Below are 24,634 nucleotides of genomic sequence, written 5' to 3' on the forward strand. Positions count from 1 at the left end.
ACGTCGGGCTGGGCCGCGCACATCATCGAGCAACGCATCGACAACAAGATCATCCGGCCGAGCGCGAATTACACCGGTCCTGAGAACCTCGAGTTTGTCCCGCTGGCCAAGCGTTCGTGAAATGGCTCAGGTTCCCTCTACGTGATACGCGAGATACGTGAGGGATTGGGCCCTGCTGTCACATCCGGCAGTTGGGCCCCTTTTTATGCTTCAATTCATGATGCTTTCCACAGGCAAGTGAAATCCGCTGGCAATTCGATACTCTGGCAACACAGCCGTCCCGAACGGTGAAGCCAGTGGCGACCGGATAGCCCGACTTTTGAAACCGATGGGTCTGCCCCACGATACTTTCGAGCATGGCATCCGAGAGACCATGCAATGACCGAGACACGGCGATGAATACTGCACACCGCAAACCCCTGAGCGGCTCCTCGCTCGACTACTTCGATGCACGCGCTGCCGTCGAAGCCATCGCGCCCGGCGCTTATGACACGCTGCCGTACACCTCCCGCGTGCTGGCTGAAAATCTCGTGCGCCGCTGCGATCCGGCGATCCTCGAGGCATCGCTGATGCAACTCGTCGAAAGAAAGCGGGAGCGCGACTTCCCGTGGTTCCCCGCACGCGTGGTCTGTCACGACATTCTCGGTCAGACGGCGCTCGTCGATCTCGCCGGCCTGCGCGACGCAATCGCGGACCAGGGAGGCGATCCCGCGAAAGTGAACCCGGTCGTGCCCGTGCAACTCATCGTCGATCACTCGCTCGCGGTGGAGTGCGGCGGCTTCGATCCGGATGCGTTCGCGAAGAATCGCGCGATCGAGGACCGGCGCAACGAGGATCGCTTCGACTTCATCAACTGGACCAAGAAAGCGTTCAAGAATGTCGACGTGATTCCGCCGGGCAACGGGATCATGCATCAGATCAACCTGGAGCGGATGTCGCCCGTGATTCACGCGGTCGATGGCATCGCGTATCCGGACACGCTCGTCGGCACGGACAGCCACACGCCGCACGTCGATGCGCTCGGCGTGATCGCGATCGGCGTGGGCGGGCTCGAAGCCGAGAACGTGATGCTCGGCCGCGCGTCGTGGATGCGTCTGCCGGATATCGTCGGCGTCGAACTGAGCGGCAAGCGGCAGCCCGGCATCACGGCGACCGACATCGTGCTCGCGCTCACCGAATTCCTGCGCAAGGAGAAGGTGGTCGGCGCGTATCTCGAGTTCTACGGCGAAGGCGCATCGAGCCTCACGCTCGGCGACCGCGCGACGATCTCGAACATGGCGCCGGAATACGGCGCAACGGCCGCGATGTTCTATATCGACGAGCAGACGATCGACTATCTGCGCCTGACCGGCCGCGACGACAAGCAAGTGAGCCTCGTCGAGCACTATGCGAAAACCGCCGGCCTGTGGGCCGATTCGCTGACGCGCGCCGAATACGAGCGCGTGCTGCGCTTCGATCTCTCGACGGTCGTGCGCAACATGGCAGGCCCCTCGAATCCGCACAAGCGCCTGCCGGTTTCCGAACTGGCGACGCGCGGCATCGCCGGCAAATGGGAAGAAGTGCCCGGACAGATGCCGGACGGCGCGGTGATCATCGCTGCCATCACGAGTTGCACGAACACGAGCAATCCGCGCAACGTCATCGCGGCGGCGCTGCTCGCACGCAATGCGAATGCGCAAGGTCTCACGCGCAAGCCGTGGGTGAAGTCCTCGCTCGCGCCGGGCTCGAAGGCCGTCGAACTGTATTTGCAGGAAGCCAATCTGCTGCCCGATCTGGAGCAGCTCGGCTTCGGCATCGTCGCGTTCGCGTGCACGACGTGCAACGGCATGTCCGGCGCGCTCGATCCCGCCATCCAGCAGGAGATCATTGATCGCGATCTGTACGCGACCGCCGTGCTCTCCGGCAATCGCAACTTCGACGGCCGCATTCATCCGTATGCGAAGCAGGCGTTTCTCGCATCGCCGCCGCTCGTCGTCGCGTATGCGATCGCAGGCACGATCCGGTTCGACATCGAACGCGATGCGCTCGGCGTCGGCAAAAACGGCCAGCCTGTCTATCTGAAAGACATCTGGCCGAGCGACGAGGAAATCGACGCCATCGTCAAACAGAGCGTGAAGCCCGAGCAATTCCGCAAGGTCTATGAGCCGATGTTCGCGCTGACCGCAACGAGCGGCGAAGCGATCAGCCCGCTGTACGACTGGCGCGCGCAAAGCACCTACATTCGCCGCCCGCCGTATTGGGAAGGCGCGCTCGCGGGCGAACGCACGCTCAAGGGCATGCGTCCGCTCGCGGTGCTCGGCGACAACATCACGACGGACCATCTCTCGCCGTCCAACGCAATTCTCGCGAACAGCGCGGCGGGCGAATATCTCGCGAAAATGGGCTTGCCCGAAGAAGACTTCAATTCATACGCGACGCATCGCGGCGATCATCTGACGGCGCAGCGCGCGACCTTCGCGAATCCGACGCTCATCAACGAAATGGCAGTCGTCGAGGGTCAGGTGAAGAACGGCTCGCTCGCGCGCATCGAACCGGAAGGCCGGGTCACGCGCATGTGGGAGGCGATCGAAACCTACATGGAGCGCAAGCAGCCGCTCATCATCATCGCGGGCGCGGATTACGGACAGGGCTCGTCGCGCGACTGGGCGGCCAAGGGCGTGCGGCTCGCGGGCGTCGAGGCGATCGTCGCGGAAGGCTTCGAGCGCATTCATCGCACGAATCTGATCGGCATGGGCGTGTTGCCGCTCGAATTCAAGGCAGGTGAGAATCGCCAGACTTACGGCATCGACGGCACCGAGACGTATGACGTCATCGGCGAGCGCAAGCCGCGCGCAAATCTCACGCTCGTGATCCATCGCAAGAACGGCGAGCGTGTCGAAGTGCCCGTGACGTGCCGTCTCGACACCGCCGAAGAAGTCTCGATCTACGAAGCCGGCGGCGTGCTGCAACGCTTCGCTCAGGACTTCCTGGAGTCGTCGAAAGAGGCGGCCTGATATCGCACGGAGACGGCGCGGGGCGTCGTCTTCTTCAACAACGGATTCGAAACAACATGGCACACGCACCTCAGATCAAGATCGCCGCGACCTATATGCGCGGCGGCACCAGCAAGGGCGTCTTCTTTCGCCTGAACGATTTGCCCGAAGCGGCGCGCGTGCCCGGCCCGGCGCGCGACGCGCTCTTCCTGCGCGTCATCGGCAGCCCGGACCCCTATGGCAAGCAGATCGACGGCATGGGCGGCGCGACGTCGAGCACGAGCAAGACGGTCATCGTCTCGAAGAGCGCGCGGCCCGACCATGACGTCGATTATCTCTTCGGCCAGGTTTCCATCGACAAACCGTTCGTCGACTGGAGCGGCAATTGCGGCAATCTGTCGGCGGCGGTCGGCCCGTTCGCGATCACGGGCGGACTCGTCGATCCGGAACGCGTGCCGGACAACGGCATGGCGACCGTGCGCATCTGGCAGGCGAATATCGGCAAGACGATCATCGCGCACGTGCCGATGACTGGCGGCGCCGTGCAGGAAACAGGCGATTTCGAGCTGGACGGCGTGACGTTCCCGGCCGCTGAAGTGCAGCTCGAGTTTCTCGATCCCGCAGCGGAGGAAGAAGGCGCGGAAGGCGCGATGTTCCCGACGGGCAATGTCGTCGACGATCTCGAAGTGCCGGGTGTCGGAACCTTCAAGGCGACGATGATCAACGCGGGCATTCCGACGATCTTCGTGAACGCGGACGCCATCGGCTACACGGGCACCGAGCTTCAGGACGCGATCAACGGTGACGATGCGGCGTTGAAACGCTTCGAGACCATCCGCGCGTATGGCGCGCTGCGCATGGGGCTGATCAAGAGCCTCGATGAAATCGCCAAACGTCAGCACACGCCGAAGATCGCGTTCGTCGCGGCCCCGGCGGACTATGTCGCATCGAGCGGCAAGCGGATCGGCACGAACGATGTCGATGTGCTCGTGCGCGCCTTGTCGATGGGCAAGCTCCATCACGCCATGATGGGCACGGCGGCGGTCGCGATCGGCACGGCGGCGGCGATTCCGGGCACGCTCGTCAATCTCGCGGCGGGCGGCGGCGCGCGTCAGTCGGTGCGCTTCGGCCATCCGTCGGGTACGTTGCGCGTCGGTGCGGAAGCGGTCGAATCGAATGGCGAATGGCAGGTTAAGAAGGCCATCATGAGCCGTAGCGCGCGCGTGCTCATGGAAGGCTGGGTGCGGGCTCCGGCGGCGGCGACAAATTGAGCCGCAGGGGGAACGCGGATATCGGACGGCGGGCGCCGTCCGAACATACCGGTGGCCGCTTCCCTAGCAACAACCGCTCGCCCATCCGAACAGCGGCGGATAGTTGAGACCTTGCGCTATCGCATTCAGACGCTGGACGAGCTGAGTCATCGTGTCTGCCGCCGCCTCGGGCGATGGCGCCGCAAGCTTGATCGATTTGTATGGGGCACTGTTGTACAGAAGACAGAAGTCCCAGCTGGGCCAATCGGATAGCGCGCCGGATTGCAGGCTCGCCACTTCCTCTTCAACGTCGATATCGACTAAATCCGCCATGAGAACCTCCCTGACGAAGATCGTGCGCGGACGCGAATCCGCAGGCAAGGACTTCAGTTGAGCCGGACAGCCGAACCATCGGTGATATCGGGCTTGACTTCGCTATAGCCGTCGGATCGGAAGTACGTGACACTCGCGTAGACGCCATCGGCGCTATAGAGCTGAAGATCGCCAGTGGACTGATCGGGTTCGAGATAGTTGTCGAACAGAACGGGCGGCGAGTTGGGGTCGCGGCTCGTATCGACGATCTGGTAGCGAATGCTCGAACCATGCCCATTGACGAATGACGCGGTGAGTGTTGCCATGCGAACCTCCTGAATGCGGGTTGCCGACCTGCAGATCCGGCGACGAGACCGGTGGGATGACTCGACCGCACCGCCCGGCGTCGCGGATGATGCATCACGCCATCGCGGTATGAGTCAGAACTCACGATAACCGCCGTCGTGACGAGCGCGTTATGACGATCCTGCTAATCGCTAGGAGAATCGTGCGCCCATTGTTCGCTCCGACCCTCTCTCCCCCCTCACCGCGAGAGGGGCGCGCGAAACGCCCACGCGATAGGATGCGCAGCAATCAAGGGCAAACCGTCGAAGTAATGATGCCGACGGACCGCGACCAAAGGAACCGCATGTCACACCGAATCCCAGTCGGAACGATCGACGAACTCCTGCCCGGCCAGCGCAAGCTCGTCTTCTTGGATGGCCGCAGCATCGTTCTTTTCAACATCGAGGGCGTCATCCACGCCATCGAAAATTCGTGTCCTCATCAGGGCGCGTCGCTCGCGAGCGGGCAGCTCGACGGCTGCGTGCTGCGCTGTCCCGCGCATGGTCTGCGCTTCGATCTGAGGACGGGACGCATGCCGGGGCCGGGAGGATTGAGTGTCGGCACCTTCCTCGTGCAGGCGGTCGATGGAAAGCTCGAACTCCAGATCGACGAGCCTTCGTCAGCAGCTTCGCCGGCGCCGGCCTGCAAAGGCGCGGCGGAGCGAGCCTGATGGGGTTTGAGCGCGCCAAAGAACTGGCGCGCTCATGTGCGAGACCGCTCGCGAGCGAAGGCCTTGGTCGAAGCTCATCGACCGAAGCGCACGCCTACGCAGAGTAATCGAACACCCCGCGTCCGGACTTGCGACCGAGCCGTCCGGCCGCGACGAGTTCGCGCAACAACTGACACGCGCGGTATTTCGGGTCGCCGAAGTCCTTCAGGAACACGTCCATCACGGACAGACACACATCGAGCCCGACGAGATCGGCGAGTGCGAGCGGTCCGATCGGATGGTTCGCGCCGAGCTTCATGCCTTCGTCGATTTCCGCCGCGCTCGCCACGCCTTCATGCAGCACGAAGAACGCCTCGTTGATCATCGGCACGAGAATGCGATTGACGACGAAGCCCGGCGAATTGCGCACGCCGATCGGCGATTTGTCGAAGCGCTCGGTCAGTGCGCGCACGGCTGCCGCCGTTTCGTCGCTGGTTTGCAGGCCGCGAATGATCTCGACGAGCGGCATCATCGGCACCGGGTTGAAGAAGTGCATGCCAAGAAAGCGCGACGGCTCGGCGAGCTGCGCCGCGAGCGCGGTGATCGAGATCGACGACGTGTTCGTCGCGATGATCGCATCCGGCCGCGCGGCCGCCTCGATCTGCTTCAGAATGCGTCCTTTCAGCTCGACGTTCTCGGTCGCCGCTTCGATGACGATATCGGCCGAAGCGAGCCGCGCATAGTCCGTCGAAGTCTCGATGCGCCCGAGCGCGGCCTCTTGCGTCGCCGCGTCGAGCTTGCCCTTGGACACGAGCCGCTCCAGGCTCGCCTTGACCGCCGCGCGACCCTTGCCGAGCGCAGCGTCGGTGACGTCGATCATCACGACGCGAAGCCCCGCGACGGCGGCGGTCTGCGCAATGCCGCTGCCCATCGTGCCCGCGCCGATGACACCCATCGATTCGATGTTCATGCCTGTCCCTCCGTGGGTCACTGAAGGTTTTCGAAGATCGCCGCGATGCCCTGACCGCCGCCGATGCACATGGTGACGAGCGCATACCGGCCGCCGATACGCTTCAGTTCGTAAAGCGCCTTGACGGTGATCAGCGCGCCGGTCGCACCGACCGGATGCCCGAGCGAAATGCCCGAACCGTTCGGATTGACCCTGGCCGGGTCCAGTCCCAGCTCGTTCGTCACCGCGCAGGCCTGTGCGGCGAATGCCTCGTTGGCCTCGATCACATCGAGTTGCGCGACGTCGAGACCGGCGCGCTCGAGCGCCTTGCGCGTCGCCGGCACCGGGCCGATGCCCATGTAGGCGGGATCGACACCTGCATGCGCGTAGGACACGAGCCGTGCCAGCGGCTTCGCGCCGCGCCGCTCGGCCTCGCCGCGCTCCATCAGCAGCACGGCCGCCGCTGCGTCGTTGATGCCCGATGCGTTGCCCGCCGTCACCGTGCCGTTCTCCTTGACGAACACCGGCTTCAGCGTCGAAAAATCGCTGTCGCTCGCGTCGTGGCGCACGTGCTCGTCGGTGTCGAACACGGCTTCGCCTTTCTTCGCGCGCACGGTGATCGGCAGGATCTGGTCGCGAAAGCGCCCTTCCGCGATCGCACGTTCCGCGCGCCGATGCGATTCGAGCGCGAGCGCGTCCTGCGCTTCGCGAGTGATGCCGTACTTGCGCGCGACGTTCTCTGCCGTCACGCCCATATGAATCGTCTGGAACGGGTCGTGCAACGCGCCGAGCATCATGTCGACGAGCCTTCCATCGCCCATGCGCTGCCCGAAACGCGCGCCCGGCAGCGCGTACAGCGCGCGGCTCATGGTCTCCGCGCCGCCGCCGATGGCGATGTCCGCGTCGCCCAGCATGATCGTCTGCGCGGCGGAGACCACGGCCTGCAGGCCCGAGCCGCACAGGCGGTTCACCGTCAGCGCCGGCACGTGCTGCGCGACGCCGCCGTTGATCGCCGCGACGCGCGCGAGATACATGTCCTTCGGCTCCGTGTGGACGACATTGCCGAACACCACGTGACCGATGTCATCGCCCGTTACGTTCGCGCGCTGAAGCGTTTCGCGCACGACCATCGCGCCCAGTTCGGTCGGAGAGAAGTCCTTCAGGCTGCCGCCGAAGTCGCCGATTGCAGTCCGCACGCCGCTCACTACCACTACTTCACGCATTGCTTCGCCCATCGAGTCGCTCCTGTTCGTCTGCGCGTCTGCGCAGTGCCGGTTACATGTTCGGATAGTTGGGTCCGCCGCCACCTTCCGGCGTCACCCATACGATGTTCTGCGTCGGGTCCTTGATATCGCATGTCTTGCAGTGCACGCAGTTCTGCGCATTGATCTGCAAGCGGTCTTCCTCTGCATCGCCCTTGACGAATTCGTACACGCCCGCCGGACAGAAGCGCGCTTCCGGCCCCGCGTAGGTGCGCAGATTGACGGCGACCGGCACGCTCGCATCCCTGAGCGTCAGGTGCACGGGCTGGTCCTCCGCGTGATTGGTGTTCGAGATGAACACGGACGAGAGCCGGTCGAAGCTCAGCTTGCCGTCGGGTTTCGGATACGCGATCGGCGTACATTGCGCGGCGGGCCGGAGCGTCTCGTGATCCGCATGCCGGTGATGCAGCGTCCACGGCACCTTGCCGCCCAGCAGCTTCTGCTCGATGCCGACCATCAGCGTGCCGAGGTAGAGGCCCTTGCCCATCCATTGCTTGAAGTTGCGCGCCTTGTGCAGTTCGTCGTGCAGCCAGGAACCTTTGAACGATTCCGGATAGGCCGCGAGTTCATCCGACCGACGGCCGGCCTGCAACGCGTCGAACGCGGCATCGGCGGCGAGCATGCCCGTTTTGAGCGCCGCATGCGAACCCTTGATGCGCGATGCGTTGAGAAAGCCCGCGTCATCGCCGACGAGCGCGCCGCCCGGAAACACCAGCTTCGGCAACGACATCAGACCGCCTGCCGCGATCGCTCGCGCGCCATACGACACGCGCTTGCCGCCTTCGAGGAAGGTGCGGATCGCCGGATGTGTCTTGTAGCGCTGAAATTCCTCGAAGGGCGAGAGATACGGATTCGAATAGCCGAGGCCGACGACGAAGCCGACCATCACCTGATTGTTGTCGAGGTGATAGAGGAACGAGCCGCCGTACGTGTCGCTGTCGAGCGGCCAGCCCGCCGTGTGAATCACGAGGCCAGGCTTGTGCTTCGCTGGATCGATCTCCCAGAGTTCCTTGATGCCGAGGCCGTACACCTGCGGATCGACGCCGTCGCGCAAGCCGAAGCGTTCCGACAGTTGCCGGCCGAGATGGCCGCGCGCGCCTTCGCAGAAAAGCGTGTACTTCGCGTGAAGTTCCATGCCGAGCTGGAAGGCATCGGTGGGCTGGCCGTCACGGCCCACGCCCATGTTGCCCGTCGAGACGCCCTTGACCGAGCCGTCATCGTGATACAGCACTTCGGCCGCGGCAAAGCCCGCGAAGATCTCGACGCCGAGCGCTTCGGCCTGCTGACCCAGCCAGCGCGTCACGTTCGCGAGGCTGATGACGTAGTTGCCATGGTTCTTGAAGTTGTCCGGCAGCGCCCAGTTCGGCACGGCCCGCGCGCCGGTTTCCGACAGGAACAGAAAGCGGTCCTCGGTCACGGAGACATCGAGCGGCGCGCCGAGCGCTTTCCAGTCGGGAATGAGTTCATCGAGCGCGCGCGGGTCCATGACGGCGCCCGACACGATATGCGCGCCGATCTCCGAGCCTTTCTCCAGCACGCAGACGCCAAGCTCGACGCCCTCTTCCGCCGCACGCTGCTTCAGGCGAATCGCGGCGGACAGTCCGGCGGGGCCGCCGCCGACGATCACCACGTCGTAGTCCATCGATTCACGCGGACCGTATTGCTCGATCCAGTTTTCGGGCGCGAGTGTCCCTGCCGTTGCCGACGTCATGCTGCCTCCATCGATCTCGAGTACGCGTACGCGTCAGAATTGCGCGTCGCTCAGTGCGAACAGCGGATCGTCGCCGCGTGCGGACACGATGGCCGTCTCCAGGCCGCGCGCCTGCGTCAGCACGTATTCGGAGAAGCAGTGCGCGGTCGCGATCTTCGCGCCGTAGAACTGCGGATCCTCGGCGCGCTTGCGTTGCGCGGCGAGCAGCGCGCGAGCCATCTGCCAGCCCGACAGCACGATCCCCGCGAGCTTCAGATACAGCACGCTGCCGCCAAACACCGCACGCGGGTCACGCTTGGCCGTTTCGAGCACATACGCGATGACGTTCGCGAGCGCGTCGCGTCCTTCGGAGAGACGATGGTGCATCGCGTCGAATACGCGCGCGGCGTCGCCTGCATCGACTGTCTGCAACGCAGCGAGCGTGTCGTCGATCTCCTTCAGCAGCGCATGCGCGGCCGCGCCGCCGTCGCGCATCGTCTTGCGGCCGACGAGATCGTTGGCCTGGATCGCCGTCGTGCCTTCATAGATCGACAGGATGCGTGCATCGCGATAGAACTGCGCCGCGCCGGTTTCTTCGATGAAACCCATCCCGCCGTGCACCTGCACGCCGAGGCTGGTGACGTCGATCGCCATCTCGGTGCTCCAGCCTTTCACGACCGGCACGAGGAATTCGTGGATCGCCAGATGCCGTGCGCGGGTTTCGCCATCGCCGTGATGATGCGCGATGTCGGCATGCGCGGCGGCGACATAGGCCAGCGCACGCGCGCCTTCGGTCATGGCGCGCATCGTGCCGAGCATGCGCCGCACGTCCGGATGCCGGATGATCGCGACGGCTTGCGCGCCCGAGCCATCGACGGGGCGGCTCTGGATGCGTTCCTGCGCGTAGACGGCCGCCTTCTGATAAGCCGCGTCGGACAGCGCGATGCCCTGCAGGCTCACGCCGAAGCGCGCGGCGTTCATCATGATGAACATGTATTCGAGGCCGCGGTTTTCCTCGCCTACGAGGTAGCCGGTTGCGCCGCCGTTGTCGCCATACTGAAGCACGGCGGTCGGGCTCGCCTTGATGCCGAGCTTGTGTTCGATCGACACGCAGTGCACGTCGTTGCGCGCGCCGAGACTGCCGTCCTCGTTCACCAGAAACTTGGGCACGACGAACAGCGAAATGCCCTTCACGCCCTCCGGCGCGTCCGGCGTGCGGGCCAGCACGAGATGGACGATGTTCTCGGCCATGTCGTGCTCGCCCCAGGTGATGAAGATCTTGGTGCCGGACACCTTGTACGATCCGTCGTCCTGCCGCTCGGCACGCGAGCGCACGAGCGACAGGTCGGAGCCCGCCTGCGGCTCGGTCAGGTTCATCGTGCCCGTCCACTCGCCCGCAATCAGCTTCGGCAGATAGCGCGCCTTCAGTTCATCCGAGCCCGCGATCAGCAACGCCTCGATGGCGCCGTCGGTAAGCAGCGGGCACAGCGCGAACGACAGGTTGGACGCGTTCAGCATCTCGATGCACGGCGACGCGACCAGCTTCGCCAGCCCCTGTCCGCCGAATTCCGCCGGATGGCTGATGCCTTGCCAGCCGCCTTCCGTGTATTGGCGATAGGCGTCGCCGAAGCCGGCCGTCGCGGTGACCGTGCCGTCGCGCCATTCGCTCGGCCGCTGGTCGCCCGCTGCGTTCAACGGCGCGATGACTTCGGCAGCCAGCTTCGCGCCTTCGTCGAGGATGGCTTGCGCCGTATCCGCATTCGAATCCGCAAGACCCGGAAGCTGGCTGACGCTTGCAATATCTGCCAGCTCTTCCATGACGAACATCATTTCCTTGACGGGGGGCGTGTAACTCATCGATAACTCCTGGCGCCCAGCGATCAGAGGAAAGTCGCGCTGCGGCGGAAAACGTTGATATGTTGCGATGCATGGTATCAACGTCACCCGGTTTCATCGTTACCGGAATCCGCCCTTTCACTGACAAAACCTGCCAAAAACGGATCGTTGGCGGATCGCCCGGTCCGTCCGGGATTTACTCGTCTTTTCTCTGTCTGTACGCCGTGGGCGTGCTGCCGGTCCAGTGCCGGAACGCCCGATGGAACGCGGTCGGATTGTCGAACCCGACGTCGAAGGCAATCGCCGCGATGGCATCGTCGGAACGGGTGAGCCGCTGGATCGCAATGTCGCGGCGCACCTCGTCCTTGATCGCCTGAAAGGTCGTTCCCTCCGCTTCGAGACGGCGGCACAGCGTCCGCGCCGAGTAGTTCAGTTCCTGCGCGACGGCATCGACCGTCGGTGTCGTCGGCAGGCCGCCTGCGATGCATTGCCGCACCCGGTGACACACCATCTCTTCGGTGAAGGACACGAAGATCCAATCCTCCGGCGCGCGCTGAAGGAAGGCGTCGAGATCCGATTTCCGCTGCCGGATGCGGCGGTCGAGATAGGCCGCATCGAAGGCGATGAACGTGCGATCGCGCCCAAAACGCACGGGGCCCGGAAAGAGGTAAAGCAGATCGCCGGTCTGCGCGGGACGCAAGAACTGGAACGCCGCCTCGACCAGTGGAATCTTCTCGCGTATGAGCCACGACGCCACCCCGTGCACCAGCTTCAGCACCAATTCCCGCGCGAGCGGGCTTGCCTCCGGCCCATGCGGATTCGCCACGAACTCGACGGTCGCATAGCGTCCTTCGCGACGCGACACGAGCTGGAATTCATCCAGGACCAGATGAAAGAACTGTCCGAAGCGATGTAACGCGACCTCGAGCCGTGGCGCGTCGAGCAGGCTCAGACAGAGGAACTTGAGCGTGCCGTTGCGCAGCGGACGCGCGAAGATGCCCGGCATTTCGTCATCGAGCTCCATCGCGAGCAGACGGTAGAGCGTCGAAAACTGCTCCTGCGTGACCCGCGCGGCCGGCATGCTGAGCAATTCATGCGGAATGCCGGAATGCTCCGCCAACCGGACGACCGCGGCGCGGTCGGCGCCCGAAAGGAAACCATTCACGACGGAAATGGGTACGGTGGCAGAGAGCGGTCTCATGTCAAGAACCGTGCGGGATGGAGAACTCGCGGCCGATTTTGTCACATCGGTCCCTCGATTCACATCCTCGCACAGGCGACCTGCGCCGCCTCCGCCGTGACCTCGTCCCACCAGCTTGTCGATTCGCCGTCGCTCAGATGCGCGGATCATGCCGGACGCCGATCACCAACTCGATCTGGATAGGGACGACATTGAGAATGCAGTTGTAGGCGAACGGCATCACGGCGCGCGCGGGGCGCCCGCTTCAGTCCACCGTCACGACGATCTTCCCGACTTGCTCGTTCGATTCCAGGAACCGCGTTGCTTCCCGAATCTCATCGAACTCGAAGGTCCGCGAAATAAGAGGAACGAGAGCACCCGACTCGAGCTTCTCATTGATGAACGCCTTCGCACGTTCGAGCAGTTCGTCACTGCTCGTGACCTCGATGTAGAGATAGCCCTTGAAGGTCAGACATTTGCCGAGCAGAGCGAACTGAGGAAACGTCCCCTCGTCCGTGCTCAGCGCGCCGTATTCGAGAAGGATGCCGCCGAACGACATGCACTCCGCAAGCTGAGCGATTGCCGGGCCGCCGATCGGATCGAACACGACGCGAGCCGCCTTTCCGTTCGTGATGTCTCTGACTCGGGTCGCCAGGTCCTCTTCTGTCGTGGCAATCACGGTAGCGCCGACGCTTCGCGCGATCTGAATCGCGGCGATGCCAACGCTGCTCGATGCCGCCGACACAATGACGAAATCGTCAGCGCTCAGTTTGCCCTGTGCGATCAGCGCCCCCCAAGCGGTGACGTACTGCATCCACGATGCAGCGGCCTGCTCGAACGTCAATCGCGCCGGATGCTTTACAACGTACCTGGCGGGAATGTTGATCACTTCGCCGTAGGTCGGGCAACGCGACATGTCCAGGGTTGGAATGACGCTCACGGCATCGTAAACCTACAGCCTTTCTTCTCGCACGACCTTCTATGCGCTGCAGGCGTATCAGCACGCGCGCGGCCAGTCGCTGGCGCGGGCGGCACGGCGATCGCGGATGCCGTGGCTGTCGTCGGCGACTCGCAGAACGGGACGCCATCGTCGGGGCCTTCGCAGTTCGTCGCGATGGTCGGCATCCGCCACGCATTCTGATGCGGTTGCGGCCGGCGAGGCGCTGCTCGCGCCTCGCCGGCGACACTATCGAAGCATCCAGGTTTGCGCGAACGCGTCGAAGCGCGCAGCCTCGTCGGATTGCCACTGCGCGGATTTGCCGAGTTCCTCCGCAATGATTCGCGCGACCTCCGGCGCGGCGCGGCGCGCAGCGGCGGCATCCAGAAACAGCGCGCGATTGCGCCGCGCCAGCACATCTTCCACACAGCGCGCGAGTTCGGCCCGCACCGCGAAGCGCGTCTGCGCCTCGGTCAGCCCGCTCGCACGCACGAGCATGTTCTCCGCGCCCGGCAACCGTTCGATGAACGGCGCGTCCGAACCGTAATGGCCGTGCTGCTCGGCCGTCGATCCATGCAGCGGCAACGACGCCGTGCGGCACGGCGCGGCGGGCAGCAGCCGCTTCGTCACGGCGAGATCGATCACCTGCTGCGCCATCAGCCGGTACGTCGTCCACTTGCCGCCCGTCACGGTGATCATGCCGGTCGCGTTGATTTCGATCGTATGCTCGCGCGACAGCGACGCGGTCGATGCGCTGCCGTCGCTTTTCACGAGCGGACGAAGGCCGGCCCACACGCTCAGGACATCGTCGCGCGTCGGCTTGACGGACAGATAATCCGCGGCCGTCGCGAGGATGAAGTCGATATCCTCGTCGCTCGCGCGCGGGTCGAGCGGCAGGTCGTCGCGCGGCGTGTCCGTCGTGCCGACGATCGTATGCCCGTGCCACGGCACCACGAAGAGCACGCGGCCGTCCGTCGTCTTCGGCACGAGAATCGCGCTTTCGCTGCGCAGGAAGCGGCCCGGCAAGGTCAGATGCACGCCCTGGCTCGGCGCGACGATCGGGCGGGCGCCCGGCTCGGCCATCGCGCGGATCGAATCGACCCAGACGCCCGTCGCATTGACGACGCAGCGCGCGCTCACCGTGAAGCGGTCGCCGGTTTCGGCGTCTTCCACCGCGAGCCGATGATGTCCCGTGGTGCGATCGAGTTCGACGCCGCGCACGGCGGCGTTGTTCAGCGCGACGCCGCCGAGATCGAACAGCGTGCGCATCAGCGCGATGGCGAGGCGCGCGTCGTCGAACTGGCCGTCGAAATAGAGCGTGCCGCCGCGCAATGCGTGCCCGTGCAGGCTCTCGGCGAGCATCGGCGACCTCGCGCGCGTTTCCGCAAGGCCGAGGCTGCGGCTTGCGCTCAGGTTCAGCGAACCCGCGAGCCAGTCATATAACTTGAGGCCCGCGCCGTACATCAGCTTGTCGCCGAGCTTGTATGCCGGGACGATGAAGCCGAGCGCACGCACCAGATGCGACGCGTTGCGCGCGAGCAGGCCGCGCTCGCGCAGCGCTTCGCGAACGAGCGGAATATTGCCCTGCGCGAGATAGCGCACGCCGCCGTGCACGAGTTTGGTCGCCTTGCTCGACGTGCCCTTCGCGAAGTCGCGCGCTTCCAGCAGCAGGGTTCGATAGCCGCGCGATGCGGCATCGACGGCCGTGCCGAGGCCGCTCGCACCGCCGCCGATCACGACGACATCGAAGAGCGGCGTCTGATCGACTTCGCGCAGCAGCGCCGCCCGGTGAGGGGGTGTTCTCGTTTGCATGTCAGTCCGTGCAGACAGCGTGTTCGGCGGGGCGCTCCCACGCGCGGCCGCGACGCGCCCGCGCGCGCAGGCCGGGCGCGCTGTCGAGCAGCCACGCGAGCCTGGTCGCCGAGAAATATGGATCGATGCGCAGACCGGTCTTGCGCTCGATGACCGCCTGCGCACCGCTTTCTATCAGCCGCGCGCAGTGCGCCGCGGTGCGCCGGTCCTGCCAGACGATCGCCGGCACCACCGGCGCGCCCGTCTGCCGGTCCCAGAGCAGCGTGGTTTCGCGCTGGTTCGCGATGCCGATCGCCGCGATCTCCGACGCCTGCGCGCCCGCGTTGCGCATGACTTCGTGCGCGACGGCCAGTTGCGAGCGCCAGATATCGCCGGGATCATGTTCGACCCAGCCGGGCGACGGATAATGCTGCGCGAACTCCCGCTGCGCGCTGGCGATCACGCTGCCCGAACGGGCGAAGAGCATCGCGCGGGAACTGGTCGTTCCCTGGTCGAGGGCAAGGATAAAACGTCGCTGGCTCATTCCGCCACTCCAGACAGCCGGTTCAAGTCATGTTCGAAAACGAATCATGATATTCGTTTTCAATCATCCTAGCACCGCGTGCCGATGACGCAAAGATGGCGGCGGTGCGGTCTCCAGCCGTTCTAATTCACGCGCCGTCGTTGGTCGGAGGCATGCTATCGTCGTACACTGCGCGCATCCGGCAATTTTCATTTTTTTGCGATTCCGCTCAAGCTGATGACATCCGACCATGCACTGAACGGCAGGCAGCGGGCGCTGCTGGACCGCGTCGCCCGGGACGGCTTCGCGACCATCGACGATCTCGCCGCGCAATTCCAGGTCACGCCGCAGACCATCCGGCGCGACGTCAACTGGCTGTCCGATCAGAACCTGCTGCGCCGCTATCACGGCGGTGCGAGCGCGCTGACGAGTTCCGAGAACGCCGCCTATGCCGCGCGGCAGCAGATGTTTCTCGACGAGAAACGGCGCATCGCGAAGCTCGTCGCGTCGGAGATTCCGAATCACGCGACGCTGTTCATCAATCTCGGCACGACGACCGAGGAAGTCGCGCGCGCATTGCGTCAGCACACGGGGCTGCGCGTCATCACGAACAACCTGAACGTGGCGGCCATTCTCGCGGACGAGTCGGATGCGGAGCTGATGGTCGCGGGCGGCAAGGTGCGCGCACGGGATAAGGGCGTCGTGGGCGAGCAGGCCGTCGACTTCATCCGGATGTTCAAGGTGGACTTCGGGATCATCGGCATTTCGAGCATCGAGGAGGACGGCACGCTCAGGGATTTCGATATCGCCGAAGTGCGCGTGGCGCAGGCGATCATCGAGCAGTCGCGCACCGTGTTTCTCGTCGCAGATCATTCGAAGTTCGGCCGCGCCGCGCTCGTGAAGCTCGGGCATCTCAGTCAGATCGATGCGCTTTTTACCGATGCGCCGCCGCCGGAATGGATGGCCGAGGGTCTTGCGGCGGCTGATGTCGCGGTGCGCGTGGCTGATCAGGGCTGAGTGATCGGCGTGCCGTCCTTGGGCATGGCTGGTCAGGCTGTCGCTACCAGTAGCTCTTCCGCATTCTCCGGCGGACGCAGCCCATCGGTGCGATCAGCGAAGTAACGTTGCGTCAGATCCGCCGCCGACACATGTCGCGCGTCCTGGAATCCGGCATCGAGCGCCAGCGCCTGAATCTCCGCGGGCCTGAAGAAGCTGATGAACGGCGTGCCGCTCGCACGCGCGCCCTTCTCCGCCATCTCCAGTCCGGGACGCACTTCAGGGTCCGCGAGTTCGAGCGGAAGCAGAAACGTCATCGCGAAGATCGATCCCGATGCAAAGCCTGCGACTTCACGCAACGTGCCGGCGTTCGCTTCCTTCGTGAGATACATGCTGACGCCCGTCGAAACGACGATAGCCGGCCTGCTTTCATCGAAGCCGTTCATCACGAGTTTCTCGCGCCATGATTCGCCCGCTTCGAAATCCACCGGCACGAAGCGCAGCCAGTCCGGCACGCCATAACCGAGTTCCACGAGACGCCGGCGCTTCCATGCCTGCGGCCCCGGCGGATCGACTTCGAAGATAGTCAGGCGCGACGCGATCTCCGGCCTGCGCTGCGCGAAGCTGTCGAGACCCGCGCCGAGGATGACATATTGCGCGACGCCGCGATCGAGCTGCTCCACGACGAGATCTTCGATGAAGCGCGCCCGCGCGACGATCGATGCACGAAACGGCCGCGTGAACTGCGGGTTCATGTCGCCGCGCTCGCGCCAGTTCGCTTCGGGCGCGAGCAACTGAAGACCGATGCGGTCTTCCAGTACATGCGGCGATGCATCGGCTTCGACATGCAGCGCGCGCCACATCGCGACACGCGCGGCCGTGCTGTCCGGTGCTGCATTCGTCTTGTCGTTCATGGCTCGATGTCCAGGCTAAAGCCGGGAATGTCTCACACTTCGTCGATATCGTCCCGAACACTACAATCAGGTACTTTCGTTGCACGAGCAAACGAACCGGCAAACGAGCACGAGGACGCGAACATGGCGCAAGCGCCGCACATCGACCGCAACGAAGAAGAACGCACAAGCGAACGGCGCTGGCTCACGACCGTCGGCCCCTTCGTGTTCCTGTTGCTCTGGTCCGCCGGGTTTCCGATTGCGAAGACCGGGCTGCACTACGCATCGCCGCTCACGTTCCTGTCGATACGCTTCGCATTGAGCGTCGGCGTGCTGCTCGCCGTGTGCGTGGTCAGGCGCCCGCAATGGCCGCGCAATGCGCGCGCGTGGCTTCATCTCGTCGTCGTCGGCTTTCTCGTGCAGGTGATGTACTTCGGGCTCAGCTATCTGTCGATGACGGCAGGCATCGCGACTTCCGTGCTCGCGTTGATCGTGTCCCTGCAGCCGATTCTCGTCGGCGTGCTCGCACCGAAGTTCGTCGGCGAACGGATCGGCGCGCGGCGCTGGACCGGCCTGCTGCTCGGTCTCGCGGGCGCGGCGGGCGTGATCGTCGCGCGCGGGCCGCTGCACGCGGAGTCGCTCGGGCCGGTGCTGCTCGCGATCGGCGCGCTCATCGGCATCACGGGCGCGATGCTCTATGAAAAGCGCCTGGGCACGACGCAGGATCCGCTGACATCGAATCTCGTGCAATACAGCGTCGGCTTCGTGTTCTGCGCGCCCATGGCGCTTCTCTTCGAGCACACGCAAGTGCAATGGACGCCGACGTTCATCGCGACGCTCGCGTATCTCGTCATCGGCAATTCGCTGATCGCCATCACGCTGCTGCTCGCAATGACGCGCGCGGGCAAGGTGTCGCAAGTGGCGTCGCTGTTCTTCTTCGTGCCGCCCGCGGCCGCCGTGCTGTCCTACGTGTTCCTCGGCGAAGTGCTGCCGGCAGCCGCATGGTGGGCGATGGGCGTCGCGGTGCTCGGCGTCGCGATCGCCACATGGACGCCGCGCAAATGACGCTTCAATGCGAATGCTTCGGCACGTCCGCGCCACGGCAGCCGACGAGAAAGTCGAAGTCGCATCCTTCGTCGGCCTGCAGCACATGCTCGACATATAGCTTGCGATAGCCGGTGCGATCCTCGGGAATCTCGGTGCGCGCCGCGGCCCACGCATCGAGGCGCGTGCGGATTTCATCGTCGCCGATGTCGATGCGCAGCAGGCCCTTGTCGCAATCGAGCTCGATCCAGTCGCCATCGCGCACGATGGCAAGCGGCCCGCCCGCGCGCGCCTCGGGCGCGACATGCAGCACGACGGTGCCATACGCCGTGCCGCTCATGCGCGCATCCGACACGCGCACCATGTCCGTCACGCCTTGCGCGAGCAGCTTCGGCGGCAGGCCCATGTTGCCGACTTCCGCCATGCCCGGATAACCCTTCGGCCCGCAGTTCTTCATCACGAGCACGGAGTCCTTCGTGACATCGAGATCGGGATCGGCAATACGACGCTTGTAATCGTCGAAGTCCTCGAAGACGACCGCGCGGCCGCGATGCTTCAACAGCGCCGCCGTCGCCGCCGATGGTTTCAACACCGCGCCGCTCGGCGCGAGATTGCCGCGCAATACGCACAATCCGCCATCCGCGACGAGCGGCTTGTCGATCGGGCGAATCACTTCGTCGTTATAAAGCGGCGCGTCCTTCACGTTCTCCCAGAGCGTGCGGCCGTTCGCGGTCAGCGCATCCGGATGCGGAATCAGGTTCGCTTCGCCCAGACGCCGCAGCACTGCGGGCAAGCCGCCTGCGTAATAAAACTCCTCCATCAGGAAGCGTCCTGAAGGTTGAAGATCGACGAGCGTCGGCGTGCCGCGCCCGATGCGCGTCCAGTCATCGAGCTCCAGCTTCACGCCGATGCGCCCCGCGATCGCCTTCAGATGGATCGCCGCATTCGTCGAGCCGCCGATCGCCGCGTTGGTGCGGATCGCATTCTCGAACGCCTCGCGCGTGAGCAGCTTCGAGAGACGCAAGTCTTCCAGCGCCATCTCGACGATGCGCATGCCCGACAGATGCGCGAGCACGTAACGGCGCGAATCGACGGCAGGGATCGCCGCGTTGTGCGGCAGCGTGACGCCAAGCGATTCGGCCATGCACGCCATCGTCGACGCGGTGCCCATCGTGTTGCAGGTGCCCGTCGAGCGCGACATGCCCGCTTCCGCCGACATGAACTCGTGTATCGAGATCTTGCCCGCCTTCACCTGCTCGCTGAGTTGCCACACGACCGTGCCCGAGCCGATGTCGCGCCCTTCGTGCTTGCCGTTCAGCATCGGGCCGCCGGAGACGACGATCGCCGGCACATCGCAGCTCGCCGCGCCCATCAGGAGCGCGGGCGTGGTCTTGTCGCAACCGACGAGCAGCACGACCGCATCGACGGGATTGCCGCGTATCGCTTCCTCGACGTCCATGCTCGCGAGATTGCGCGTGAACATCGCGGTGGGCCGCAGGTTCGATTCGCCGTTCGAGAACACCGGAAACTCGACGGGAAAGCCGCCCGCTTCGAACACGCCGCGCTTCACGTGCTCGGCGAGCTTGCGAAAGTGCGAATTGCACGGCGTTAGTTCGGACCACGTATTACATATGCCGATGATCGGTTTGCCCGCGAACTCGTGATCCGGAATGCCCTGATTCTTCATCCAGCTTCGATACATGAAGCCGTTCTTGTCGGCGGTGCCGAACCATGCTGCCGAACGAAGCTTACGTTTGGATTCCGGGGCGCTCATGGTTTTGCTCACTGTGTGAGAAAGACCTATAAATAGCATGACTATATGGAGGGCGCGTACCGGGAAAACGCTAATCGAAACGTCAAAACGTCGTGCATATAGTTTGTCTATTGAAGTCGACGCGCGGACTTCGCATATCCCAATTACTAGTTCAAAACGCCGCGCTCTCGAATCGCCCCTCTCGCACACTGCTCGCATCGTCATCTGTCACGCCTGCATCTTTCGTCGATGAAAGCCGCGTGCGGATGACGTGCCGTGAAACCCAGTATCTGAACGTGATCGACGATGAGTCGACCCCATCGACCAACGAAGAAGAGACCGGAGGAAGTCATGGCGCAGAATCGGGATGACGATGCAAAAGACGGCGGCAGCCTCATCAGTTCGGGCCGGCGCGGCCTCATGCAGGGCGCGGGGCTGGGCGCCGCATTGTCGCTGCTGGGCGGCGTGGCCGGCGGAGGCGGCCTGATCTCGACCGCACAGGCGGCCGAAGCGGCGTTCCCGCAGCACAAGAAATGGAAGATCGTCTTCGTCAATCACGTCACGACGAATCCGTTCTTCGTGCCGACGCAATACGGCATTCAGGATGCGTGCGCGATGTTCGGCATGGACTATCAATGGACCGGCTCGGCCACGTCCGATGCGGGCGAAATGGTGCGCGCGGTGAACTCCGCGATCGCCGCGAAAGCCGATGCGATCGCCGTGCCGATCGTCGATCCCAACGCGTTCGACAAGCCGATTCAGGCCGCGCTCGACGCGGGCATTCCCGTATTCGCTTACAACGCGGACGCGCCGCGCGGCAAGAGCAATCCGCGGCTCGCGTATATCGGACAGGATCTGTATCTGTCGGGCTATCAGATGGGCGAGCGCATCGTGAGCCTGATCGACAGCGGCATGGTCGCGCTTTTCATCGCGACGCCGGGGCAGCTGAACATCCAGCCGCGTCTCGACGGCGCAAGCGATGCGATCAAGAAGTCGGGCAAGAAGATCGACATTCAGACCGTGGCCACCGGCGCGACCGTCAATGAAGAGCTTTCGAAGATCAAGTCGTTCTATCTCGGCCATCAGGACCTGAAAGGCATGTTCGCCGTCGATGCCGGCAGCACGCAGGGCGTCGCGCAGGTGATGAAGGAATCGAACCTGCCGTCGAAGGGCGTGCATGGCGGCGGCTTCGATCTCTTGCCGCAAACCATCCAGCTCATTCACGAAGGCTTCCTCGATTTCACCATCGACCAGCAGCCGTACGTGCAGGGCTTCTACACGGTGATGGAGGCGTTCGTGTTCCTCGCGTCGGGCGGGCTCGTCGGGCCGGCGAACATCAACACGGGTCTCAAGTTCGTGACGAAGGAGACCGTCGAGCCGTACCTCAATACATCGACGCGTTATGAAGGCAAGACCACCAAGCCGCAAATCGTGCCGATGAAAGGCGCGATCAAGTCCTGATGAACACGGTGAACGAACCTCGTAAAGCAGCGGCGCCCGCGCGGATCGACAATCCGCGCGGCGCGTGGGTGTCGCATTGGGCGCCCGAGTTGCGCATCCTGCTCGTCGCCGTGCTGCTCGCGGCGTACTTTCAGTTCGTCAATCACGACTTCCTGCTCAGCAACGCGAGCCTCGTCAATCTTTCGCAGTATGTCGCGCCGGTCGCGATCATCGCGTTCGGCGAGATCATGCTGATGATCGGCGGCGATATCGATCTGTCGGCGGGCATGGTGTTCGCGTTCGCGCCGTTCATGATGGTCTTCGCGAACGATGCGGGCGCGCCGATGTGGCTCGCGGTGGTCGCGGGACTTATAGCCGCCGCGATCATCGGCTTCGTGAACGGGGCGGTGACGGTGTATTTGCGCCTGCCTTCGTTCGTGACGACGCTCGGCACGCTCTTTCTCATCAATGGCATCACGCTGACCGTTTCGCGCGGCACGCCGGCGGCGACGCCCGGCTCGCCCGGACTCGCCGCCGTAATGGGCGCATGGGGCTACAGCGAAATCATCTGGACGGCGGCGATCGCGTTCGTGATGCACGTGCTGCTGCGGCACACGCGCTGGGGCCTGCATACGCAGGCGGCGGGCGCGAACCCGCTCGGCGCGAGCGAGGCGGGCATCCACGTGAACCGGCTGCGGCTCGGTAACTTCGTCCTTGCCGCCGTGCTCGCGGGCTTCACCGGGATACTCGAAAGCTTTCGCATCACGTCGATCGATCCGCAAGCGGGCGGCAACCAGATCATGTTTCTTGCCGTCGCCGCTGCCGTGATCGGCGGCACGCCGTTGACGGGCGGCTCGGGCACGATCGTCGGCGGTTTGCTCGGCGCGGCCGTGCTCGGCATTCTCAGCGACGGCTTCACGCTCATCGGCATCAACGCCTTCACGTTCAACATCATTCTCGGCGCCGCGATTCTCGCCGCGATGATCTTCAACATCCACGTCGGGCGCATTCGCCGCAGAGGAGCACGGTGATGAACGATCTCGCTCTACGCGGCGACAACCTCGTGAAGCGCTTCGGCGCCGTCACGGCGCTCGATGGCGTCTCGCTCACGCTAGGCAAGGGCGAAATCCTCGGCATTCTCGGCGACAACGGCGCGGGCAAATCGACGCTCGTGAAAATCCTGACCGGCTTTCATCAGCAGACGAGCGGCACACTGCACGTACACGGCGAGGAGACGCTGCTCAAGTCGGTCGATCATGCGCGCGCGCTCGGCATCGAATGCGTCTATCAGGACCTCGCGCTCGCGAATTCGCTGTCGATCTACCACAACATGTTTCTCAATCGCGAGATCGTGCGGCGCGGGCCTGCCCGCATCTTGCGGCTCGTCGATCACAAGCAGATGCGCGAGCGCGCCGCGCAATGTCTCGACGATATCGGCGTGCACGTGCCTTCGGTCGATCTTCCCGTAGAGCGCCTGTCCGGCGGGCAACGTCAGGCCATCGCTGTCGCGCGTGCGGTGCATTCGAACGCGAAGATCCTGCTGCTCGATGAACCGCTCGCCGCGATGGGCGCGCGCGAAGCCGCGCTCATCATCGATCTCGTGATGCGCCTGAAGGAGAAAGGCGGGCTCTCGATCATCATGATCATGCACAACTATGCGCAGACGCTCGATATCGCGGATCGCATCATGTTGATGCAGCGCGGCCGCGTGACGTACGAGCAGCGCAGCGCGAATACATCGGTCGCGGAGCTGATGGATATCGTGAGGCGGGAATATCGGGCGATGCGCGCGACGACCGCAAACTAGACGTCGTTCGAGCCGCATCATGGATTACCGCAACCCCAGGCAACGCAAGAGCATGCACGGACGCATCGTGCAGGAGCTCGGCATGCGGATCGTGAGCGGTGCAATCAAGCCGGGCGAGCGTCTGCCCGCCGAGCCCACGCTCTGCGAAACCTATGGCGTGAGCCGTCCGGTGCTGCGCGAAGCGACGCGCGTGCTCGCCGCGAAGGGGCTCGTGGTATCGAAGCCGCGCGTGGGCAGCGTCGTGCGTGCGCGCGACGAATGGCACATGCTCGACCCCGATGTGCTCGTGTGGACCATCAGCCATCTTCCCGAAGGCGAGTTCTTCCGCTCGCTGATGACGGTGCGCCAGATCATCGAGCCCGCCGCCGCCGCGCTCGCGGCCATCTCCGCCAGCGACGACGACATCGCGTGCATCGGCGCCGCGTATGAACGCATGGAAAGCGCAAAGACCGCCGCCGATCTGCTCGATCCCGATCTGGCGTTTCATCGCGCGATCATGACGGCGACGCATAACGACATGCTCGCGTATATCGGCAACATGCTGTCGCTCGCGCTCTCCGAATCGATCAAGCTCACGAGCCGCCATCCGAACACGCACGCACTGTCGCTGCCGCGTCACAAGGCGATCTTCACGGCCATCGCGAACCGCGACGCGCTCGCGGCGCGTCAGGCGAGCGTCGTGCAGCTCGACAATGCACGCGCCGACGCGAACACGATCCTCGGCGGCGCCGCGCTGGAGCCGTAAGACTTCCCGGATCGGCGCCGTCGTAACGTTTGCTTGCGCAGGCTTCGCTCAAGTCTCGCCCCTCCCTGCCGTAAACCCTATTGAGACCGGCGTCGACGCGGTCTTCTCTTCACCCCTTGCCTCCGGCGGCATCGTCCTTTGTGCGGCTCACGGGGTTCTTTCGACGAGCATTCCATACGTCCTTGCGCTTTTCGCGGGATGAAGGTCCGCCATCGGTCCGTCCGTCTTCCTTGGAAGACTTGCGGAACGTGCGCCTACTT

Annotated in this window: 20 protein-coding genes and 3 pseudogenes; 11 read left to right on the forward strand and 12 right to left on the reverse strand. The window is 64.4% G+C overall.

Going from position 1 to position 24,634, the window contains the following annotated elements:
• The 3 genes and pseudogenes from AWB78_RS43660 to prpF all read left to right on the forward strand — a co-directional run.
• A pseudogene (locus tag AWB78_RS43660) lies at window positions 1–120 on the forward strand (2-methylcitrate synthase); the annotation flags it as partial.
• Window positions 121–395: 275 nt separating this feature from the next.
• Window positions 396–2,993 carry a Fe/S-dependent 2-methylisocitrate dehydratase AcnD gene (gene acnD, locus AWB78_RS20310; protein WP_062607485.1) on the forward strand — a complete coding sequence of 866 codons (2,598 nt, stop codon included), beginning with the start codon at window positions 396–398 and terminating at the stop codon, window positions 2,991–2,993.
• A 56-nt stretch (window positions 2,994–3,049) separates the two neighbouring features.
• Window positions 3,050–4,243 carry a 2-methylaconitate cis-trans isomerase PrpF gene (gene prpF / locus AWB78_RS20315; protein WP_062607487.1) on the forward strand — a complete coding sequence of 398 codons (1,194 nt, stop codon included), beginning with the start codon at window positions 3,050–3,052 and terminating at the stop codon, window positions 4,241–4,243.
• A gap of 63 nt (window positions 4,244–4,306) precedes the next feature.
• On the opposite strand, the gene AWB78_RS20320 is transcribed toward prpF, so the two are convergent.
• Entirely contained in the window at window positions 4,307–4,555 is a 249-nt protein-coding gene (locus tag AWB78_RS20320) for a hypothetical protein (protein WP_157697580.1), read from the reverse strand.
• Window positions 4,556–4,608: 53 nt separating this feature from the next.
• The gene (locus AWB78_RS20325; protein WP_062607491.1) at window positions 4,609–4,860 is read right to left on the reverse strand and encodes a hypothetical protein; all 252 of its coding nucleotides are present in this window, start codon (window positions 4,858–4,860) and stop codon (window positions 4,609–4,611) included.
• Between the two features lie 323 nt (window positions 4,861–5,183).
• Between AWB78_RS20325 and AWB78_RS20330 the strand changes: the two genes are divergently transcribed.
• Window positions 5,184–5,549, forward strand: coding sequence for a Rieske (2Fe-2S) protein (locus AWB78_RS20330; protein ID WP_062607656.1), 366 nt, complete (start codon window positions 5,184–5,186; stop codon window positions 5,547–5,549).
• 94 nt (window positions 5,550–5,643) lie between these two features.
• On the opposite strand, the gene AWB78_RS20335 is transcribed toward AWB78_RS20330, so the two are convergent.
• From AWB78_RS20335 to AWB78_RS20360, 6 genes are all read right to left on the reverse strand, one after another.
• Window positions 5,644–6,498 (reverse strand): 3-hydroxybutyryl-CoA dehydrogenase, encoded by an 855-nt coding sequence (locus AWB78_RS20335; protein WP_062607493.1) that lies wholly within the window; start codon window positions 6,496–6,498, stop codon window positions 5,644–5,646.
• Window positions 6,499–6,515: 17 nt separating this feature from the next.
• Complete coding sequence (bktB, locus tag AWB78_RS20340; RefSeq protein WP_062607495.1) at window positions 6,516–7,712, reverse strand: beta-ketothiolase BktB; 1,197 nt, start codon at window positions 7,710–7,712, stop codon at window positions 6,516–6,518.
• 40 nt (window positions 7,713–7,752) lie between these two features.
• Complete coding sequence (locus AWB78_RS20345) at window positions 7,753–9,450, reverse strand: electron transfer flavoprotein-ubiquinone oxidoreductase (RefSeq protein WP_096031817.1); 1,698 nt, start codon at window positions 9,448–9,450, stop codon at window positions 7,753–7,755.
• 33 nt (window positions 9,451–9,483) lie between these two features.
• Window positions 9,484–11,286, reverse strand: coding sequence for an acyl-CoA dehydrogenase (locus tag AWB78_RS20350; protein WP_062607497.1), 1,803 nt, complete (start codon window positions 11,284–11,286; stop codon window positions 9,484–9,486).
• A gap of 175 nt (window positions 11,287–11,461) precedes the next feature.
• Window positions 11,462–12,466, reverse strand: coding sequence for an AraC family transcriptional regulator (locus AWB78_RS20355; RefSeq protein WP_198399309.1), 1,005 nt, complete (start codon window positions 12,464–12,466; stop codon window positions 11,462–11,464).
• Window positions 12,467–12,710: 244 nt separating this feature from the next.
• Complete coding sequence (locus tag AWB78_RS20360) at window positions 12,711–13,259, reverse strand: zinc-binding dehydrogenase (protein WP_232477765.1); 549 nt, start codon at window positions 13,257–13,259, stop codon at window positions 12,711–12,713.
• A 136-nt stretch (window positions 13,260–13,395) separates the two neighbouring features.
• Between AWB78_RS20360 and AWB78_RS48400 the strand changes: the two are divergent.
• Window positions 13,396–13,586: pseudogene (locus tag AWB78_RS48400) on the forward strand (porin); the annotation flags it as partial.
• A 45-nt stretch (window positions 13,587–13,631) separates the two neighbouring features.
• Here the strand turns inward: AWB78_RS48400 and AWB78_RS20365 are convergent.
• Both AWB78_RS20365 and AWB78_RS20370 read right to left on the reverse strand, forming a co-directional pair.
• Window positions 13,632–15,194 carry a glycerol-3-phosphate dehydrogenase/oxidase gene (locus AWB78_RS20365; protein ID WP_062607499.1) on the reverse strand — a complete coding sequence of 521 codons (1,563 nt, stop codon included), beginning with the start codon at window positions 15,192–15,194 and terminating at the stop codon, window positions 13,632–13,634.
• Between the two features lie 46 nt (window positions 15,195–15,240).
• A pseudogene (locus tag AWB78_RS20370) lies at window positions 15,241–15,717 on the reverse strand (FGGY family carbohydrate kinase); the annotation flags it as partial.
• Window positions 15,718–15,933: 216 nt separating this feature from the next.
• Between AWB78_RS20370 and AWB78_RS20375 the strand changes: the two are divergent.
• Window positions 15,934–16,713, forward strand: coding sequence for a DeoR/GlpR family DNA-binding transcription regulator (locus tag AWB78_RS20375; protein ID WP_062607502.1), 780 nt, complete (start codon window positions 15,934–15,936; stop codon window positions 16,711–16,713).
• Between the two features lie 32 nt (window positions 16,714–16,745).
• Here the strand turns inward: AWB78_RS20375 and AWB78_RS20380 are convergent, their stop codons facing one another.
• Window positions 16,746–17,606, reverse strand: coding sequence for a class I SAM-dependent methyltransferase (locus AWB78_RS20380; RefSeq protein ID WP_062607504.1), 861 nt, complete (start codon window positions 17,604–17,606; stop codon window positions 16,746–16,748).
• Between the two features lie 123 nt (window positions 17,607–17,729).
• Here AWB78_RS20380 and AWB78_RS20385 point away from each other — a divergent pair, with 123 nt between their 5' ends.
• Entirely contained in the window at window positions 17,730–18,650 is a 921-nt protein-coding gene (locus AWB78_RS20385; protein WP_062607506.1) for a DMT family transporter, read from the forward strand.
• A 4-nt stretch (window positions 18,651–18,654) separates the two neighbouring features.
• On the opposite strand, the gene AWB78_RS20390 is transcribed toward AWB78_RS20385, so the two are convergent.
• The gene (locus AWB78_RS20390; RefSeq protein WP_062607508.1) at window positions 18,655–20,403 is read right to left on the reverse strand and encodes an IlvD/Edd family dehydratase; all 1,749 of its coding nucleotides are present in this window, start codon (window positions 20,401–20,403) and stop codon (window positions 18,655–18,657) included.
• Between the two features lie 330 nt (window positions 20,404–20,733).
• Here AWB78_RS20390 and AWB78_RS20395 point away from each other — a divergent pair, with 330 nt between their 5' ends.
• Genes AWB78_RS20395 through AWB78_RS20410 form a run of 4 tightly spaced genes read left to right on the forward strand, consistent with a single transcriptional unit; the run spans window position 20,734 to window position 24,374 of the window.
• Window positions 20,734–21,843: a sugar ABC transporter substrate-binding protein gene (locus AWB78_RS20395; protein ID WP_062607510.1), complete on the forward strand. Its 1,110-nt coding sequence runs from the start codon at window positions 20,734–20,736 to the stop codon at window positions 21,841–21,843.
• Entirely contained in the window at window positions 21,843–22,853 is a 1,011-nt protein-coding gene (locus AWB78_RS20400; protein ID WP_062607512.1) for an ABC transporter permease, read from the forward strand. The genes AWB78_RS20395 and AWB78_RS20400 overlap by 1 nt, the downstream gene beginning before the upstream one ends.
• Window positions 22,853–23,629, forward strand: coding sequence for an ATP-binding cassette domain-containing protein (locus AWB78_RS20405; protein ID WP_062607514.1), 777 nt, complete (start codon window positions 22,853–22,855; stop codon window positions 23,627–23,629). Before AWB78_RS20400 ends, AWB78_RS20405 begins: the two co-directional genes overlap by 1 nt.
• Before the next feature lie 19 nt (window positions 23,630–23,648).
• Entirely contained in the window at window positions 23,649–24,374 is a 726-nt protein-coding gene (locus tag AWB78_RS20410; protein ID WP_062607516.1) for a FadR/GntR family transcriptional regulator, read from the forward strand.
• The last annotated feature ends 260 nt before the right edge of the window (window positions 24,375–24,634 follow it).

Source organism: Caballeronia calidae (assembly GCF_900044055.2).
GTDB classification, from domain to species: domain Bacteria; phylum Pseudomonadota; class Gammaproteobacteria; order Burkholderiales; family Burkholderiaceae; genus Caballeronia; species Caballeronia calidae.